The sequence below is a fragment of the Mesorhizobium sp. RCAM 05104 genome, assembly GCF_059683645.1.
The window spans coordinates 6,501,004-6,518,044 of sequence record NZ_CM185033.1 but is presented as its reverse complement, the minus strand read 5'-3'; the positions used below and the strand labels follow the sequence as shown (position 1 = coordinate 6,518,044).

General features: G+C 62.9%; 19 protein-coding genes. 9 read left to right on the top strand and 10 right to left on the bottom strand.

The window, feature by feature from the left end:
* The first annotated feature begins 7 nt into the window (after positions 1-7).
* Positions 8-1,363, top strand: a complete 1,356-nt coding sequence (locus tag AC56QP_RS31875) for a M24 family metallopeptidase (protein ID WP_489861911.1) — start codon at positions 8-10, stop codon at positions 1,361-1,363.
* Here the strand turns inward: AC56QP_RS31875 and AC56QP_RS31870 are convergent.
* Entirely contained in the window at positions 1,328-2,155 is an 828-nt protein-coding gene (locus AC56QP_RS31870) for a phosphate/phosphite/phosphonate ABC transporter substrate-binding protein (RefSeq protein WP_489861912.1), read from the bottom strand. The genes AC56QP_RS31875 and AC56QP_RS31870 overlap by 36 nt on opposite strands.
* A gap of 91 nt (positions 2,156-2,246) precedes the next feature.
* Positions 2,247-3,257 (bottom strand): fatty acid desaturase, encoded by a 1,011-nt coding sequence (locus tag AC56QP_RS31865; RefSeq protein WP_489861913.1) that lies wholly within the window; start codon positions 3,255-3,257, stop codon positions 2,247-2,249.
* Positions 3,258-3,485: 228 nt separating this feature from the next.
* On the opposite strand from AC56QP_RS31865, the gene AC56QP_RS31860 reads away from it, so the two are divergent.
* Positions 3,486-4,343, top strand: a complete 858-nt coding sequence (locus tag AC56QP_RS31860; protein ID WP_489861914.1) for a helix-turn-helix domain-containing protein — start codon at positions 3,486-3,488, stop codon at positions 4,341-4,343.
* A 110-nt stretch (positions 4,344-4,453) separates the two neighbouring features.
* A complete protein-coding gene (bmt, locus tag AC56QP_RS31855) occupies positions 4,454-5,476 on the top strand; it encodes a betaine--homocysteine S-methyltransferase (RefSeq protein WP_489863467.1) in 1,023 nt (340 codons plus the stop codon).
* 18 nt (positions 5,477-5,494) lie between these two features.
* Here the strand turns inward: bmt and AC56QP_RS31850 are convergent, their stop codons facing one another.
* The 4 genes from AC56QP_RS31850 to AC56QP_RS31835 all read right to left on the bottom strand — a co-directional run bounded on the left by AC56QP_RS31850 (position 5,495) and on the right by AC56QP_RS31835 (position 9,585).
* Complete coding sequence (locus AC56QP_RS31850) at positions 5,495-5,773, bottom strand: hypothetical protein (RefSeq protein WP_489861915.1); 279 nt, start codon at positions 5,771-5,773, stop codon at positions 5,495-5,497.
* 272 nt (positions 5,774-6,045) lie between these two features.
* A complete protein-coding gene (locus AC56QP_RS31845; RefSeq protein ID WP_489861916.1) occupies positions 6,046-6,741 on the bottom strand; it encodes a glutamine amidotransferase-related protein in 696 nt (231 codons plus the stop codon).
* A 166-nt stretch (positions 6,742-6,907) separates the two neighbouring features.
* A complete protein-coding gene (locus AC56QP_RS31840) occupies positions 6,908-9,022 on the bottom strand; it encodes a vWA domain-containing protein (RefSeq protein WP_489861917.1) in 2,115 nt (704 codons plus the stop codon).
* 2 nt (positions 9,023-9,024) lie between these two features.
* Positions 9,025-9,585 carry an RNA polymerase sigma factor gene (locus tag AC56QP_RS31835; protein WP_256750674.1) on the bottom strand — a complete coding sequence of 187 codons (561 nt, stop codon included), beginning with the start codon at positions 9,583-9,585 and terminating at the stop codon, positions 9,025-9,027.
* A gap of 167 nt (positions 9,586-9,752) precedes the next feature.
* On the opposite strand from AC56QP_RS31835, the gene AC56QP_RS31830 reads away from it, so the two are divergent.
* From AC56QP_RS31830 to AC56QP_RS31805, 6 genes are all read left to right on the top strand, one after another.
* Positions 9,753-10,076, top strand: a complete 324-nt coding sequence (locus AC56QP_RS31830; RefSeq protein ID WP_091575456.1) for an ArsR/SmtB family transcription factor — start codon at positions 9,753-9,755, stop codon at positions 10,074-10,076.
* Complete coding sequence (locus AC56QP_RS31825) at positions 10,073-10,483, top strand: SRPBCC family protein (RefSeq protein WP_489861918.1); 411 nt, start codon at positions 10,073-10,075, stop codon at positions 10,481-10,483. The genes AC56QP_RS31830 and AC56QP_RS31825 overlap by 4 nt, the downstream gene beginning before the upstream one ends.
* Before the next feature lie 57 nt (positions 10,484-10,540).
* Entirely contained in the window at positions 10,541-10,762 is a 222-nt protein-coding gene (locus AC56QP_RS31820) for a hypothetical protein (protein WP_269907863.1), read from the top strand.
* 2 nt (positions 10,763-10,764) lie between these two features.
* Entirely contained in the window at positions 10,765-11,223 is a 459-nt protein-coding gene (locus AC56QP_RS31815; RefSeq protein WP_489861919.1) for a DUF1801 domain-containing protein, read from the top strand.
* A 144-nt stretch (positions 11,224-11,367) separates the two neighbouring features.
* Positions 11,368-11,760, top strand: a complete 393-nt coding sequence (locus AC56QP_RS31810; RefSeq protein WP_489861920.1) for a VOC family protein — start codon at positions 11,368-11,370, stop codon at positions 11,758-11,760.
* Between the two features lie 47 nt (positions 11,761-11,807).
* Entirely contained in the window at positions 11,808-12,215 is a 408-nt protein-coding gene (locus AC56QP_RS31805; RefSeq protein ID WP_489861921.1) for a DUF1801 domain-containing protein, read from the top strand.
* Between the two features lie 60 nt (positions 12,216-12,275).
* Here the strand turns inward: AC56QP_RS31805 and AC56QP_RS31800 are convergent, their stop codons facing one another.
* The 4 genes from AC56QP_RS31800 to AC56QP_RS31785 all read right to left on the bottom strand — a co-directional run bounded on the left by AC56QP_RS31800 (position 12,276) and on the right by AC56QP_RS31785 (position 16,761).
* Positions 12,276-13,454, bottom strand: coding sequence for a BaiN/RdsA family NAD(P)/FAD-dependent oxidoreductase (locus AC56QP_RS31800; RefSeq protein ID WP_489861922.1), 1,179 nt, complete (start codon positions 13,452-13,454; stop codon positions 12,276-12,278).
* Positions 13,455-13,564: 110 nt separating this feature from the next.
* On the bottom strand, positions 13,565-14,302 hold the full coding sequence (locus AC56QP_RS31795) for a dienelactone hydrolase family protein (RefSeq protein ID WP_489861923.1): 738 nt from the start codon (positions 14,300-14,302) through the stop codon (positions 13,565-13,567).
* A 105-nt stretch (positions 14,303-14,407) separates the two neighbouring features.
* Positions 14,408-15,097 (bottom strand): hypothetical protein, encoded by a 690-nt coding sequence (locus AC56QP_RS31790; RefSeq protein ID WP_489861924.1) that lies wholly within the window; start codon positions 15,095-15,097, stop codon positions 14,408-14,410.
* A gap of 89 nt (positions 15,098-15,186) precedes the next feature.
* A complete protein-coding gene (locus AC56QP_RS31785) occupies positions 15,187-16,761 on the bottom strand; it encodes a trimethylamine methyltransferase family protein (protein ID WP_489861925.1) in 1,575 nt (524 codons plus the stop codon).
* Positions 16,762-17,041: the final 280 nt, after the last annotated feature.

Genomic DNA, 17,041 nt, shown 5'->3' with positions numbered 1-17,041 from the left:
CACGACCATGGACAGCGCGGTGCCAAAGGGCAGCTTTGGCCGCCATCGCAAGATCATGCCGTTCGAGCCAGGCTCGATCGAGGCTCTGCGCGACGCCTCCCGCCGGAAGGCGGCTTCGCTCAACCAGCATGTTCTGGGCTATGGCGCGCAGGCTGAGGCAGAATGGGTGGCGGCAGGCATTGCCGCCCCCGATCTTCCGGCGATGCGCAAATACCGGCTGGAGCGCATCCGCGCCGAGCTGAGGCGTCGCGGCTATGCCGGCGCCCTGCTCTACGACCCGGTCAACATCCGCTATGCGACCGATTCCACCAACATGCAGCTGTGGGTGGCGCACAATCCAACACGGCATTGTTTCGTCGCCACCGAGGGACCGGTGGTGCTGTTCGATTACTTTACCTGCGAGCATCTGTCCGACCATTCCGGCGTCGTCGACGAGGTGCGGCCGGCCGTCTCGTGGATGTATCTCTATGGCGGCGAGCTGACGGAGCAGAAAGTCCGCCGCTGGGCGGCCGGCATCGCCGACCTGGTGAAAGAACATGGCGCCGGCAATGGCCGCATTGCGGTTGACCACATCAACCCGGAAGGCGTCGAGGAACTGGCCCGCCTCGGTATTTCGATCGGCAACGGCGAGGCGGTGATGGAAAATGCGCGGCTGATCAAATCGCCGGACGAAATCCTCGCCATGCGCCGCGCCATCGTCGCCTGCGAGGCAGCGATGGGCGAAATGGAGCATGCGCTGAAGCCGGGGATTTCCGAGAACGAATTGTGGGCGGAACTTCATCGCGGCAACATCGTGCGCGGCGGGGAATGGATAGAAACGCGGCTGCTGGCGTCAGGCCCGCGCACCAATCCATGGTTCCAGGAATGCTCGTCGCGCATCATCGAGGCCGGCGATCTCGTTGCCTTCGACACCGACCTGATCGGCCCTTACGGCTTCTGCGCCGACCTGTCGCGTACATGGCTGTGCGGCGACGCAAAACCGACCAATGCACAACGTGATGTGTTCCGCATCGCCGCCGACCAGATCGAACACAACACCCAATTGATGCGGCCCGGCATTTCGTTCCGCGATCTGGTCGAACGCTCAGTGGTACCGCCCGGCGATTGCTTCCCGACCCGCTACGGCGTGCTCTATCACGGCGTCGGTCTGGCCGACGAATATCCGACCCTTCCGCATGCCAGCGACTGGACCGCCGACACGCCCGATGGTGTGCTCGAACCTGGCATGGTGCTGTGCGTGGAAAGCTATATCGGCAGGCTTGGCGGCCGCGAGGGGGTCAAGATCGAAGAGCAGATCCTCATCACCGAGAGCGGTAACGAGAAGCTTTCAACCTACCCGTTGGATGCGAGGCTGCTCGGCTAGCCTGGCAAGGGCCTCGCGGAGCGCCGTGACTGTCTTTTCCGGCGTTGTCCTGGCGGTGATGAATGGCAGGCCTTTGCGCCGTCTGGTCCAGCCGACCACTGCTACCTTCTGTGCCGCTGGCTCGAAACGCTGCGCCAGCGCCCAGCTTTCGCAATCGATCGCCGCGACATCCGCCTTGCCTTCGGCCACGGCGACAATCGAGCTTCGGTGACCGCCGCTTTCGCTGCGCGACGAAAAGATATCAAGACTTTCGCCCATGGCTTCCAGGTCGCGCGTCAGCCCGATGAGGCCCGACATGGAATCGAGGTTGTTGAAGGTGAAGCGCCTGCCGCGGATCAGATCCAGCGGGATGAGAGCGCCGCCGTCCGCAGGCGATCGAGCCTCCGGCCCCTCGCCTGTCCGCATCACCACCGCACTCGAATAAAGCTCGCCCTGCCCGCCTTCATAGGCATCGTAGCTTGGCTGGGCGACCACCTGCACATGCCTGGACAGGCCGAGCTCCATTGGTCCCCAGCAAGTCTGCGCGAACAGCAACGCCGGGTGCAGCCACGATCTGTGGAAATCGAATTCGTCGGGCGGCAATGTCACCGGATCGGGCGCGATCAATGCTCCCTGGGCATCACGAATGCCGCCCGGAACCGGCGGCAAGTCGGCATTGCGGCGTGCGATGGTTTGCGGCGCGTCGATACCCTTCTGCCTGAAGGCATCGCGCAGCAGCGCCCATTGGGCGTCGACCTCGTCGCGCACTTCAGGCCAGTCATACATCGGCAACGCCGCTACCAATTCGCTCATGCCGACACTCAATCACCATGTCTGGAAAAAGGATCTCAAAAACACGGCGCCCAATCAGAATTGGCCGACACGGATCCCGGATACGCCGGAACTACTCCTTCGGCGGCTCGGCCGGGACCGGCGCGCTGCCAAGCCCGTTGATGCTGCGGGCCCTGACGCGCGGCTTGAAGGCCCGGCCCGGCTCCGGCGCGCGCCGCAGGACCGGATGCACGACCGGCTCCTTCGCCTTGAAGGCATAGGCTTTGATCAGCGCGAAATAGTTCGGATAGGCATAGCCATTGTTCAGTCGCAGCCATTCATCACGGCGGTCTCGAAACAGTTTTGGCAGCCGGTACCAGGCCACTGTCGGGCTCTTGTGGTGGACGAGGTGCAGATTGTTGTTGAGGAACAGGAACGACAGCGGCGAGCGCTCGACGATCACCGTGCGGCCCTCCGGATGCTCGGACCATTGATGCTCCGCGAAGGTGCGGATTGAAATCAGCGACTGGCCGAGCCAGACCGGGACCAGGATATAGAGCCACAGCGGGATGCCGAAGCCGAATTGAACGATCGGCACCACGATGGCGAGCCCGATCGCGTGCAGCAGCCACGCCTTGCGGATCGCCTTGTCCCCGGCCATCACCTGCCTGGCGTCGTCGATGAAGAAGCCGATGCAGGAAAGCCAGGGGCCGAGCACCAGACGGCCAGCCATGGTGTTGTTGATCTTGAGCAGGAATTTCATCAGCGGCGGCAGTTCCTCATGCAGCCAGAGCGCCTGGTAGTAGCTTTCCGGATCGTCCAGCGGATCGGTCAGCCGCTCGTCGGCATGGTGGCGCAGATGAATGGTCTTGAAGCGGCGGAACGGCCAGACGAGACCGATCGGCAGGAAGACAAAGGCTTCGTTGGCCAGCGCGTTGCGCGTCGGATGGCCATGCAGCACTTCGTGCATGAGCGAGGATTGCAGCGCGGCGGTAACCGCCAGGATGGCGAGCGCCAGGATCGGATGAGAGGGCCAAAGCAGAAAGCCGGTGGCGAGCCATGTTCCGTAACAGAAGAAAGCGAGAACCACGGTCGGCCACTCGATGGCCGGTACGCTCCGCCGCCTGATGCTCTTGCTCGTCATGCTATCGACCACCGCCCCTCAGTCGCCGGAATCCCTGTGATTCCTGACAGCATTGTGTCAGGAGTGTTGGGTTGCAGCAACGCGACAACGCGCACAAACTGTTGCGATTGCGCATTTTCAGCCGCACATGTTATACATTGTAAACATACTTAGGGATTCATTTACGCCTGAGGCAGCTCCAGAGGGGCTTCGGCGCAAATTTTTCCTCAATCGGACTGGAGCACCGAGATGGACAAGCGCGACCTGTCGACCATCTTCCGCGAACGCCTGAAAATGCTCTTGACACGGTCCGACCTCAACCAGTCGGCCTTCGCGACCGCGGTCGGCATCGACCGCTCGGCGCTCTCGCAGCTGCTGTCGGGCGCCTCGACCCGCCTGCCCCGCGCCGAGACGCTGCTCAACATCGCCGCCGAGTTCAAGGTGTCGCTCGACTGGCTTCTCGGCCTCAGCCAGGACGAGGGCCTGACCGGCGAAATCCGCGAAAGCCTGGAGATCGAGGAGGCGCCCGACGGCTTCGACCGCACGTTGCTTGCCAAATGGCACGCCGAGGCGGCCGGCACCAAGATCCGTTACGTGCCGGCCGGCATTCCGGATCTTCTGCGCACCGAGGCACTGGTCGACTACGAGGCGGGCATCACCAACAAGAGCCGCCTGGCGCAGGCCGGCGAAACGCAATACCGCATCGACTACAACCGGCGGCCGGAAACCGACATGGAAGTCTGCATGCCGCGCCACACGCTGGAGATCTTCGCGCGCGGGCTGGGTGTGTGGGACCGTTTTCCGGAAGCCGACCGCCGCGCCCAGCTTCTGCACATGGCCACGCTGCTCGACGACCTCTACCCGACCTTCCGCCTGTTCCTCTACGACGGACGCATGCGCTATTCGATCCCCTACACCATATTCGGGCCCTATCGCGCCGCCATCTATGTCGGCGACATGTATCTGGTGCTCAACGCCACCCAGCCGATCCAGACGCTGATCCGCCACTTCGACAATCTGATCCGCGCCGCCGACATCAACGCGCATGAGGCAGCCGGCTTCGCGCAGAGGCTAGCCGGCATGTCGTTCCCGTCAGGCACCGCCTGAGCTCGGTGCGAGGGCGTCCGCATCGGCAATGCCGCGCCCGCTATTTCATTGACTACACATAAAGACTTCTTTATATCCTTATCCGACTTCGAAACATGAAAGCCAATCCGATGACGACGACCAACCCGATCGATGCGCTGCTGGCTGAAAAGGGCGTGCTGCTGGCCGATGGCGCCACCGGCACCAACCTGTTCGCCATGGGGCTGGAGGCCGGCGAGGCCCCCGAGTTGCTGAACGAGACGGCGCCCGACACCATCACCAGCCTGCATCAGAATTTCGTCGATGCCGGCGCCGACATCATCCTCACCAATTCCTTCGGCGGCACTCGTCACCGGCTGAAGCTGCATCATGCGCAGGATCGCGTGCACGCGCTCAACAAGCGCGCCGCCGAAATCGCCCGCGCCGTTGCCGACAAGGCTGGCCGCAAGGTGATCGTCGCCGGCTCGGTCGGCCCGACCGGCGAGTTGCTGGTGCCGCTTGGTGCCATGACCTATGACGAGGCGGTCGACGCCTTCGCCGAACAGATCGAGGGTCTCAAGGCCGGCGGCGCCGAAGTCGCCTGGATCGAGACCATGTCGGCTCCCGACGAGATCCGTGCCGCCGCCGAAGCCGCCATACGCGTCGGCCTGCCCTACACCTACACCGGGTCCTTCGACACCGCCGGCCGCACCATGATGGGGCTGTTGCCGAAGGACATCCACGGAGTCGTTGATGGCCTTTCCGAAGCGCCGCTTGGCGTCGGCGCCAATTGCGGTGTCGGCGCGTCCGACATCCTCGCTTCGCTGCTCGACATGACCGAGGCGAGGCCGCAGGCGACCGTGATCGTCAAGGGAAATTGCGGCATCCCCGAATTTCGTGGCACCGAGATCCATTATTCCGGCACGCCGGAACTGATGGCCGACTATGTGCGCCTTGCCGTCGATGCCGGCGCGAAAATCGTCGGCGGCTGCTGCGGCACCTCGTTCCAGCACCTTGCCGCCATGCGCAAGGCGCTCGACGCGCACACCAAGGCGGATCGCCCGACTGTCGCCGCGATTGTCGAGCGCATCGGTCCGATGCGCAACAAGGTGGCGACGGAAAACACCGCCGAGACCAGCGAGGCCCGTCGCGAGCGTCGCCGCGGCCGGGCCTGACGCGATTCGTCTCTTCGATTATTCGCTGTTGTCGGCGTAGCTCGACTGCGCCGACTTGAAGTCGGTGCCCGCACCGACCGCATCGCTGCGCATCGTCATCAGCGCGCCAGAAGCGCTCGGATCGGTGATCTGCTCCAGCATGACGCGAAAGCGGTCGTTGTTCAGTGCCGATATGGCGGTGTTACGGGCAGCGGCGACATCGTCGCTGATACGCCTGGTTTCCTCGGACGGCGCGGACGAGGCAGCCGATATGCCCCTTGTATTCGGCGCCGGGCTCGCAACATTCCTGATCAGCAATTCCGGCCCCCTCAAGCCCAAACCATGAGCTACTGCATAGCAAGCAGGAATTGCGATCCAGTTCCGGAAAAACCGTGCAATTTAACGATCCCACGCATAACCCCGAACCCACGGGGCCGCGTCAGCGAACGTCGGCAACGATTTTTTCTGACCTCGATTCGGAAAACGGTCGCGCAAGGCGTTTGATGCGCACACTCGGCGTATGCACCACCCCTGGCTGCGATCGTCGAGCGAAACCAGCCAATCCGCCGCGAGCAACGGCATGGATACGGCTAAATCAACGGTGGAAAAAGCTTCCGCAAGAACCCGTGGAACCAGGCAGCTTGCGCGGCGTCGTGCAGGCTCATGAGCCGATCCTGTTCCTCACGCGTCTGTGCACCCGGCTTGCCATAGTTCGCGCCCGGACGATTTTGCACGCGCCCAAAACCGGTCGGCGTGACCTCCGCATGGAATTGCAGTCCGTAGATCTTGTCGCCGATGCGGAAAGCCTGATTGGGGAACAGGGCGCTCGATGCGAGGTGCTCGGCGCCCTCCGGCAGTTCAAAGCCATGCCAATGGGATTGGGTCACATGGATCGGCGCAGGCAGGAAATCTTCGGCGCCCGCGGCCGGATAGAGTGGATAATAGCCGAATTCATGCATGCCGGTCGCTGGCGGGCCAACATGCGCACCGCGATGCCACGCAATCTGCTGCGCACCTTGGCAGATACCGAGCAACGGAATATCGGAATTCATGCAGAAGTCGATAAACCGGTACTCGTCCAGCAAGAATGGATGCAGCGCTGTATCGTAGACATTGTACATGCCGCCATAGACCACGCCGCCCGCGACAGCGTCGTCCGCATCCAGCGCCTCTCCGGCATAGGCCCGACGCAAGACCGGCTCATAGCCGTTTTGCCGGAGATAGGCGAAAACACGGTCGTCCGCCGGCTCGTCGCTGTGCCGCACCAGAATAACACGTCTCGTCATGGCTCTGCCTTTCATCTCGCCGACGAATGAGTGACGGCAGGCCGCGTTGCAACGAAAAAAAAGGCCGGCAAGGGAATGAATCCCTCGCCGGCCTGCCTCACCCGCCCGTGGGTCGGTTTCCCCTATCAGAACGATCCCATCTGAAAGAAACCGGCCGTCATCACCACTACCGGTTACCGCCCAGCGCCGAGGCAAGGCGCACAAGCGAGAGGAACTCGGACCTGTACCCAAACGGGTCGGCTCCTCGAGCGGCAGTGGCGATCTCCATGATCTTGTCGTAACCGAACTTCGCGGTCGCATCCTCGTCGCGCAGCTTCTGGCCGAAGGCCGCGACAGCAACCGAGAACCGCTGGTCGGTGCTGGCTTGATCGAAGGACGCCACCTCGTTGGCCGACGTCACCGGCGTGGTGATCAGCTTCGAGACGTCCTCGTTCGGCAGCTTGTAGCGGATCTTGACGAAGGCATATTCGTCCGCATTGGCGACGCCGCCATTGTTCACCGCCGCCTGGCCATAGCGCAGCGGATCGATCTGCTCGCCGCCACTGCCCTTGGGCGTGATTTCGTAGATCGCGGTGACCGAGTGGCCGGAACCGATCTCGCCGGCATCCACGCGGTCATTGTTGAAATCCTCGCGGTTCAACGCCCGCGTCTCGTAGCCGATCAGGCGATATTCCGAGACCTTGTTCGGATTGAACTCGACCTGGATCTTCACGTCCTTGGCGATGGTGAACAGTGTCGAGGAGGCATCCTCGACCAGCACCTTTTCCGCCTCGGCCAGCGTGTCGATATAGGCCGCGGTGCCATTGCCGTTCTGGGCGATGGTTTGCATCATCTGGTCGTTCAGATTGCCGCGGCCGAAGCCGAACACCGACAGGAAGACGCCGGTCTTGCGCTCGCTCTCGATCAGCCGCTTCAGGTCGTCATCATCGGTCTGTCCGACATTGAAATCGCCGTCGGTTGCGAGCATCACCCGGTTGACGCCGTCCTTGACGAAGGACTGCTGGGCAAGCCTGTAGGCCTCCTTGATGCCGGCCTCGCCGGCGGTCGAGCCACCAGGCTGCAAATTGTCGATGGCGTTGAGGATCTTGTCCTTCTCGGCAACCTTGGTCGGCATCAGCACGGTGCCGGCGTCACCGGCATAGGTGACAATCGAGATCGTGTCGTCGGCCTTCAGCTTGCTCACCAGCAGCCGGAATGCCGATTTGAGCAGCGGCAGCTTGTCGGGTTCATCCATGGAGCCCGAGACGTCGATCAGGAAGACCAGATTGGCCTTGGGCTGCTCGGTCGGCTTGATATCGAACCCCTTGATGGCGACGTGCATCAGCCTGGTGTGCGTGTTCCACGGCGTCGGCATGACACTGACCGTCGAGTTGAACGGCGTCGAAGCGGAATCCGGCCCCTTCCAGTCATAGGGGAAGTAGTTGATCATCTCCTCGACGCGGACGGTGTCGGCCTGCGGCACGAACCCCTCCTTCAGCGAACGGCGCACGAAGGAATAGGAAGCAGTGTCGACATCGATCGAGAAGGTCGAGACCGGATCCTCGAGCGCGGCATGCACCGGATTGGTCTTGAAATCCTGGACGCGGTCGCGGTTTTCCTCTTGGCGGACAACCTGATCGGCCGGCGCCATGGCCGGCTGCTGCGGCGCCATCAGCTTGGACTCGGCAGCCGGCATGCGGGCGACCCGCGACGTGCTGGGCGCACTTGTCGTGCCATCGAGCGCAAACCCACCAGTCGGGGCAGGCGTGGGCGCCTGCTTATTGGTCTGCAAAGTGCCGTATTCTGTTTCATTGATTTTCGCCGGAGCATCGGCTTTCGGCGGCGAAGCTGGCGCGAGCAGCGCGTCAGCAGCGTCGCGGCTTTCCGCGTCCGTTTCGGCCTTCTTGTCCTTCGCCAGTTCGGTGGGAGCCGACTTCGGTTCGGCGGTTGTCGGCTTGATGGTCGCGGGCTTGTCGGCCAGCGTCTCGGTGATCTTCTCGTCGCCGTCGAATTTGGGCGGCTGTTCCCTCAGCAGATGCAAGGTGGCGTATCCGGCGATCGGCAGGGCGACGAGCCCGGCAATGGCCGGCGTGGCGAAAAGTTTCTTTTGCATGATCTCGCTCCAGAGCTTTTGTGCTCGCTCTGTGAGACGAAGACCGCCAACCGATCCTTGGGTAACTGTCGAAATATTTTCCTGATCGAAGGCGCGCAGCGCGGCGTCGAAAGCGCGCGCCTTGGCATCCTGGGCAGGTGCCGGCGCCGCGATGTCGCGCAGTCTGCTGAGTTCGTTGTCGTCGACCATGGTCACACTTCCCCGGCCGAGCGCATCAGCGTCTTCAGCCGTTTCTTCGCTTCATGGATGTGCCAGGAAACCGTCGTCTCCGAGATCGCCATCGCCTCGGCGGCGGCTGCGTGGCTCAGGCCCTCGCCATAGACAAGCAGCACGGCGTCGCGCTGCTTGTCCGGCAATTGCCGCACCGCCGCCCACAGCGCCTCGGCCGGGTCCTCCGGTTCGGCCGAAGCCTCGCCAGAAATCAGCGCATGAACGCCGTAGGCCTCGGTTTTGGCCATGTCGCGGGCGGACTTGCGCATCATGTCGCGCGCGGCGTTCAAGGTCACGGAGTAAAGCCATGTCGTGAAAGCGCCGCCGCCACGATAGTCACGAATCGCCCGGCCAAGCCGGACGCAGACTTCCTGGGCGATGTCCTCGGCATCCGCCTTCTTGCCGCACCAACGATAGGCGGCGCGATAGACGAAGTCGTAGTGACGCTCCAGCAATTTGCCGAAGGCCCCCCTGTCTCCGCCCTTCGCCCGCCCGATCAGTTCGGCGTCGGAGGCTTCGCTCTCATCCAGCATCATCGCCATCATTTGCCTGTTGGACGAAGGCTAATGGTGATTCCTTGGGGCGATGGAAAGATTTTTTTGGAAACAGCCGGGATCCTGTCCATCGACGCCTAGCGACGTCCCTGCTTGACTTATACATATCTCGATGGTTATACGTCTATCAATAGCCAGAGAGTTATCGATCCCAAATGACGAACGCGCACGATATGCTCTTCAGAACGCTCGCCGATCCCACGCGTCGGGCGATCTTCGAGCGCCTGTGCCGGGAGGGCGAGCAGACAGTCGGAGCCCTGACAGCGCAGTCCGGGGTCTCGCAGCCGGCGGTGTCAAAGCATCTCGGCCTTCTCAGGCAAGCCGGCCTCGTGCGCGACCGCCATGAGGGACGACAGACCCACTACAGCGCCCAGCTCGCCGCGCTGGCGCCGCTGACCGACTGGACGAACCAGATGAACGCGTTCTGGCAGAGCCGGTTCGACGACCTCGAAAATCTGCTCAAAAGAATGGACCAATGACCAACACTGCGACCGAAACGCGCTCCGTCATTGTCGAACGTGAGATACCGTATCCGCCGGAAAAGATCTGGCGCGCGCTCACCCAACCGCACCTGATCGAGGAGTGGCTCATGAAGAACAACTTCAAGCCAGTCGTGGACCACCGTTTCAATCTTAGCGCGGACTGGGGCGGCGTCGACTGTCAGGTCCAGACGGTCGAGCCCAACAAGACGCTGTCCTACACCTGGGACACCAAGGATCTCGAGAGCGTGGTCACCTGGACGCTCACGGCTACGAGCACGGGAACCCACCTGCGCATGGAGCAAACCGGCTTCCGGTCGGATCAGCAGCCCTACTACCGTGGCGCCACGGTCGGATGGCCGAAGTTCCTCGCAGCCCTGGAAGAGGTCCTGGCGCGGATAGATTGAAACTCGCCGGCAGGCGGATCGCTGGTCCGCTTCGGCTCGTTTTGACGGGAGGTCTCATTGGACTGGAACTATTGGGTTCGGCAAATTCATCGCTGGCTGTCGATCATCTTTACGCTGACCGTCATCGCCAACTTCGTCGCCATGGCATTGGGGCAGCCTCCCGCCTGGGTGGTCTACTCGCCGCTCTTACCGCTCTTCTTGCTGCTGTTCAGCGGCTTGTACATGTTCGTGCTGCCGTATGTCGCCAAGGGACGCGGCGCGCAGCGAGCAAGCGGATAAGAATGGGCGGAGTGGCCAGGACGCAAGGGCAATCGACCAAGGTCGCGGCCAAGGCCGCACCGGTCCTGCTCTCGGGCGGCAACCCGCAAATCGCCAAGGGCGACGGCAACGCTCCGGTGCAGGCGTATATCGCCGCAATGCCGGGCTGGAAATTCGGCCTGGGCGAGTGCCTCGACGCGCTCATCGAGCGGAACGTGCCTGACCTGCGCAAGGCGGTAAGATGGAACTCACCGTTCTACGGCATCGAAGGCCAGGGCTGGTTCACGACGTTCCATGTCTTTGCCCACTACGTGAAGGTGACCTTCTTCAGTGGCATGTCGCTGCGGCCGGTTCCGCCCGGCGGCACGGTAAAGAGCAAGGACGCGCGCTGGATCGACATCCGCGAAGGCGACGAGTTCGACGAGGCGCAAATGGCGGCTTGGGTAAAGCAGGCGGCCGCCCTGCCCGGCTGGATTCCGTAGCGACTGCAGGAACAGCCCTATCGGACGCCAAGCGCATCGCGGTCTGATGCGGATGCTGGCGCGGACCGGTTGAAAGCCTGACGACACGGTTCAAAGCCCGACCCCACACAGGGCGGCACCGAACGCGACAAAGGAGGAATATCGATGAAGATCAAGCTGACAACCATCCATGTGGACAACCAGGAAAACGCACTGCGCTTCTACACCGACGTGCTGGGCTTCACTAAGAAGGCCGATTTCAGCAACGGGCCCTATCGCTGGCTGACCGTGACCTCCCCCGATGATCCCGATGGAACAGAGCTGCAGCTCGCACTCAATGACAACCCGGCCGCCAAAGCCTATCAGGAAGCCATCTTCCAGCAGGGCCAGCCGGCGGTCATGTTCTTCACCGACGACATCAAGGGCGACTACGAGCGCATCAAGGCGAACGGTGCCACCTTCACCAAGCCGCCGACCGAGGTGACCGGCTCAACCATCGCCCAGTTGAACGACACCTGCGGCAACCTCGTTCAAATCACCCAGCTGGCGCGCTGGTGACGGGCGGCAATTGAAACGCGGCGAGACATAGGAATTCGAGGTGCCCAATGACTCCATCGGAACAGATCGACCAATTGATTGCAGGACTGACGGACTGGCGCGGCAAGACGCTCGCCAGCGTCCGCAAGACCTTCCTTGAAGCCGACCCGGAGATGATCGAGGAGTGGAAGTGGATGGGCAGCCCGGTATGGGCCCGCGACGGGATCGTCGCGATCGGCAACGCCCACAAGGACAAGGTGAAGCTCACCTTTTCCCACGGCGCCAGCCTGCCCGATCCCGACAAGCTGTTCAACAACGGCTTTGGCGGCAAGGTGTGGCGAGCGATCGATCTCTTCGAGGGTGACAAGATCGATGAAGGCGCTCTGAGAGAGCTCGTCCGTGCCGCCATCGATTACAACAAGGCCAAAACGAAGAAGAAAGCGCCCGCCTCTACTCGAGCGAAGGCTCAGGAGTAACGAGATATCAGGCGCGCGATAAGGCGAAAGACAAGCCGGCCAAGGTAGACGCTTTTGACCTTACGCCGCCTGCCCCGCCACCCAGCCCGACGACCACGCCCACTGGAAATTATAGCCACCCAGCCAACCCGTGACATCGACGGCTTCGCCGATGAAGAACAGGCCCGGCACGGATTTCGCTTGCATTGTCTTCTGGTCAAGCCCGTTGGTGTCCACCCCGCCAAGCGTCACTTCGGCGGTGCGGTAGCCCTCCGAACCGGCCGGCTTGATGCGCCAGTCATTGACTGCTGCTGCGACGGTTCTGATCTGGGCGTCCGAAAGATCGGCGAGATTGCCGTCGATCCCGGTGCGCTCGGCGATCGATTGTGCAAGCCGTTTCGGCAGGTGATTTGCCAGCACCGTCTGCACCGCCTGACGCCCATTGCCGCGCTTAACGGCGCGAATGAGGTCAGCCACATCCACCCCCGGCAGCATGGCGATACGGATTTCGTCGCCCTCGCGCCAATAGGACGAGATTTGCAGGATGGATGGTCCGCTGACGCCGCGATGCGTGAACAGCATCGCTTCTGAAAACCGCGCCTTGCCGCAAGCGACTTCCGCGTCGACGGCATTGCCGGCCAACGGCGCCAGCCGTTCGAGCGTTTTTGCGTCGAAGGTCAGCGGCACCAGCGCCGGCCGCGTTTCGACAGTGGCAAGGCCAAACCGTTCGGCGAGCTCATAGCCAAAGCCCGTCGCTCCCATCTTGGGGATCGACTTGCCGCCGCAAGCCACGACCAGGGACTGACAAGCGACCGTGCCGGTGGAGAGCGTGAGCACGAACCCTTCAGGGGTTTTGCGGACATCCTTCACCTCGGTCGACAGTGCCAGCTCCGCGCCCCTGCCCTGCATTTCCGAGACCAGCATGTCGATGATCTGGCGCGCGGAGCCGTCGCAGAACAGTTGCCCCAGCGTCTTCTCGTGATAGGCGATGCGGTGGCGTTCGACGAGCGCGATGAAGTCGCGCTGCGTATAGCGGCTGAGCGCCGAAATGCAGAAATGCGGATTCGCCGACAGAAAATTCTTGGGGCTGGCGTGGATGTTGGTGAAGTTGCACCGGCCACCGCCGGAGATCCTGATCTTTTCGCCAGGCATCGCGGCGTGATCGATGATCAGCACCGAACGGCCGCGCTTGGCCGCCTCCGTGGCGCACATCATTCCGGCGGCACCGGCGCCGATGATCACGACATCATAGGATTGCATCAGCTATTCGTTCCCGCTCGACCCACTCATTTTGGGGCGCGCCACTTGTGCTGCCTGATACCGCGAACAGGCCGGACAGCCAACAGACAAGAACAGGCGAACGAAGGGCTCTAGCTCAGTGTCTCGGCGAAGAGCGTCGTCAACCGCTTCCAGTGGCGCTCGGCGCCGGTCGCATCGAAGACGCTGTGGTCCGGCACGCACCAGCCATGCGCCATGCCGACATAGTTCTCGATTGTGTGGTCGACTTCCGCAACCCGCAGCGCCTCGGCCAGTCGCGCCGACTGTTCCGGCGGGAAACTCCTGTCGACACCCGCCGTGCCGACATAGAGACGCGCCTTGATCGACGCTGCCTTGCGATGCGGGCTGTCGGCGGCGTCGCTGGCCAGATTGCCACCATGGAAGCTCGCGGCCGCCCTTATCCTCTCGGGATAGCTGGCGGCGGCGTTCAGTGACCGAGCGCCGCCCATGCAATAGCCGACGGTACCGATCGGCCCGGTGGCACCTTCGCCGGCGAGCGCATCGAGGAACGCGGCGCTGTCGCGGATGGTCATGTCCTGCGTGGTGCCGCTGACCAGTGCCATCAGTGCTGCCTTCGTCTTCTCCTCGGCGAAGGCAGTCTTGGCGTCAAACGGCCCGTAGGGCGCATTGCGATAGAACAGGTCCGGCACCAGCACGGCATAGCCCTCGTTCGCCAGCCGCTCGGCCATGCCATGGAGCGCCGGCCGCGGACCGAAGGCGTCCATGTAGAGGATGACGCCAGCCTTGGCCGGGGACGCGACGGACGGGCGGAACAGCCCGGCCTTTGCCGTACCGTCATAGGTCTTGATCTGAAGGTCCTGTTTCGTCATCGCCCGCTCCATTCACCGGTTGGGCGATACATATCCGCGCGAGCCGCCGGGGCAAGGCATTCCCTGAACCTGGCAGTCAACATTTCGTCAAGGTCGCGTGACGAGTTACAGACCGGCGAATGCCGCCATGTGGAAGGCCTGGACCTCGGGGGGATAGCGATAGTCCGCGCCGTAAGGGCAGGCATTGCGGTCGAGACAGCCGCCGGCTCGGCAAGGCGCCCCGTCCGCGCCACGCACATGTGCCAGACAGGCCTGATGCGCGAAGCCGTTGGCCGAATAGGCATCGACCGGACAGGATTTCAGGCAAGGCTTGTCGGTACAGGCGTCGCAAAGGTGAAGCGCTTCGCGAGCTTCTTGAAGCGCGATCGCTTCCTCGAACAGCAGCGCACCGCGATACGCGTGCCAGAGGCCATATTGCGGATGCATGAGGATACCGAGTGGCGACGGCTTCAGCCCCTCCGCCCGCATCGCCCATTGCTGGAACGGCAGATAAGGCTTGTCGGAGGGCGAGACGGCCCGCGCCCCAAATGTCTCCGCGACGGCGCCAATGACCTGCCGCGACCAGTTGTCCAGCGGGTTGGCGATTGTCTGTGGCTGCTGCTCCCGCCAGCGCTGGAAATGCGGCCAGGGAGCCGCGCCCGCCTGCCCCACCAGCAGGACGGACCTGGCTGGCGCGCCGGAGGGACCATGTGGTGCCTCCTCGCTATTCGCGAAAGCAAAGCCGCCGCGCAGGATGAGGCCGTTGGCGGAAAGCGCAGCCGCCAGATCTTCCACCCGGCCGCGCACAGCAATCATTCCTTCTTGACCGGATCGGAGAAAGCGCTCCGCCAGACTTCCTTGTGGATAATGTTGGCGACTTTAGCCCCGCCTGACTCGGGCTCCTTTCAAGTGAAGGCGTCGGGCATCGACCCCTTCTTCTTGGCGATGAAGTCCTTCAACGCTTCGTCGATGGCCGGATCGAGATGCGGCGCCTCGTAGCTTTCCAGCCAGCGGCGTGCGAGCTCGTTGGCGCGCTGCGGCGCGGTCTTCTCACCTTCGGCCAGCCACTGCTCGTAGGAATTGTTGTCGGCGATGTTGGAACGGTAGAAGGCGGTCTGGAAATTCGCCTGGGTGTGGTCGCAGCCGAGATAGTGGCTGCCCGGGCCGACCTGGCGGATGGCGTCCATCGCCTGGCCGTTTTCCGACAGGTCGATGCCTTCGGAGAACTTCTGCGTCATGCCGAGCTGGTCGATGTCCATCATGAACTTTTCGTAGCAGGACGCCAGACCACCCTCGAGCCAGCCGGCCGAGTGGAGGACGAAATTGGTGCCGGCCAGAATGGTCGAGTTCAGCGTGTTGGCGCTCTCGTAAGCCGCCTGCGCATCCGGGATCTTCGAGGCGCACAGCGAACCGCCGGTGCGGAACGGCAGGCCGAGGCGGCGCGCAAGCTGTGCCGCGCCGTAGGACACCAGCGACGGCTCCGGCGTGCCGAAGGTCGGCGCTCCTGACTGCATCGAGATGGAGGAAGCAAAGGTGCCGAACAGCACCGGTGCACCGGGGCGGATCAGCTGCGTGAACGACGCGCCGGCCAGCACCTCGGCCAGCACCTGCGTCAGCGTGCCGGCAACCGTCACCGGGCTCATCGCGCCGGCGAGGATGAACGGCGTGACGATGCAGGCCTGGTTGTGGCGCGCATAGACCTTCAGCGCGCCAAGCATGGTCTCGTCGAACACCATCGGCGAGTTGGCGTTGATCAGGCTGGTCAGCACGGTGTTGTTTTCGACGAAATCGTCGCCGAACACGATCTTGGCCATCGCCACCGTATCCTCGGCGCGCTCCGGTGCCGTCACCGACCCCATGAACGGCTTGTCCGAATACTTTATGTGCGAATAGATCATGTCGAGATGGCGCTTGTTGACCGGCACGTCGACCGGCTCGCAAACCGTGCCACCGGAATGGTGGATCGATGGCGCCATGTAGGCGAGCTTCACGAAATTCTGGAAATCCTCGATCGTCGCGTAGCGCCTGACGCCATCGAGGTCGCGCACGAAGGGCGGGCCGTAGACCGGTGCGAAGACGGTGGCGTTGCCGCCGATCTGCACCGAGCGCTCGGAATTGCGGGCATGCTGGGTGTAAACGGACGGCGCGGTCTTGAGCAGCGAGCGGCAGAGGCCTTTGGGGAAATGCACGCGCTCGCCCTTGACGTCGGCGCCGGCTTCTTTCCACAGCTGCAGCGCTTCCGCATCGTCGCGGAAGATGATGCCGATCTCTTCCAGCACCGTGTCGGTGTTCTTCTCGATCAGCGCCAGGCCTTCCTCGTCGAGCACCTCGTAGACGTTGATCTTGCGCTTGATGTAGGTGAGCTGGGTTCCGGGACCGCCGCCCGAACGCGCCGCACGCCGTGCGGCAGCCCCACCGCTCGCACCGCGCCCGCGCCGCGCGTTTGACGCCTCTTGGTCGACTGCCGCGTGCTCGCTCATGATCGCTCTTCCCTGAATATCGCCTGGCCCGAATATGGACAGGTCCGGAACCGTTGCGGCCGCATATCGCCGCTGCTTGCCGGATCGTAGCCATGCACCCTATTCGAAACGGCCCGTCAGCGCCAACGCCTGTCGCAAAATCGACAAGAAATCCAATAGATTTGCGGTCGCTTTCCTTTTGCGGGAAGTCGCAAATCAGCTATGGATGCATGCCCCTAGCGGGTTAGGTATGAACGCGAATATTTTGTGCTTTGCGACACGGTCGCGATGCCGGCAGGAG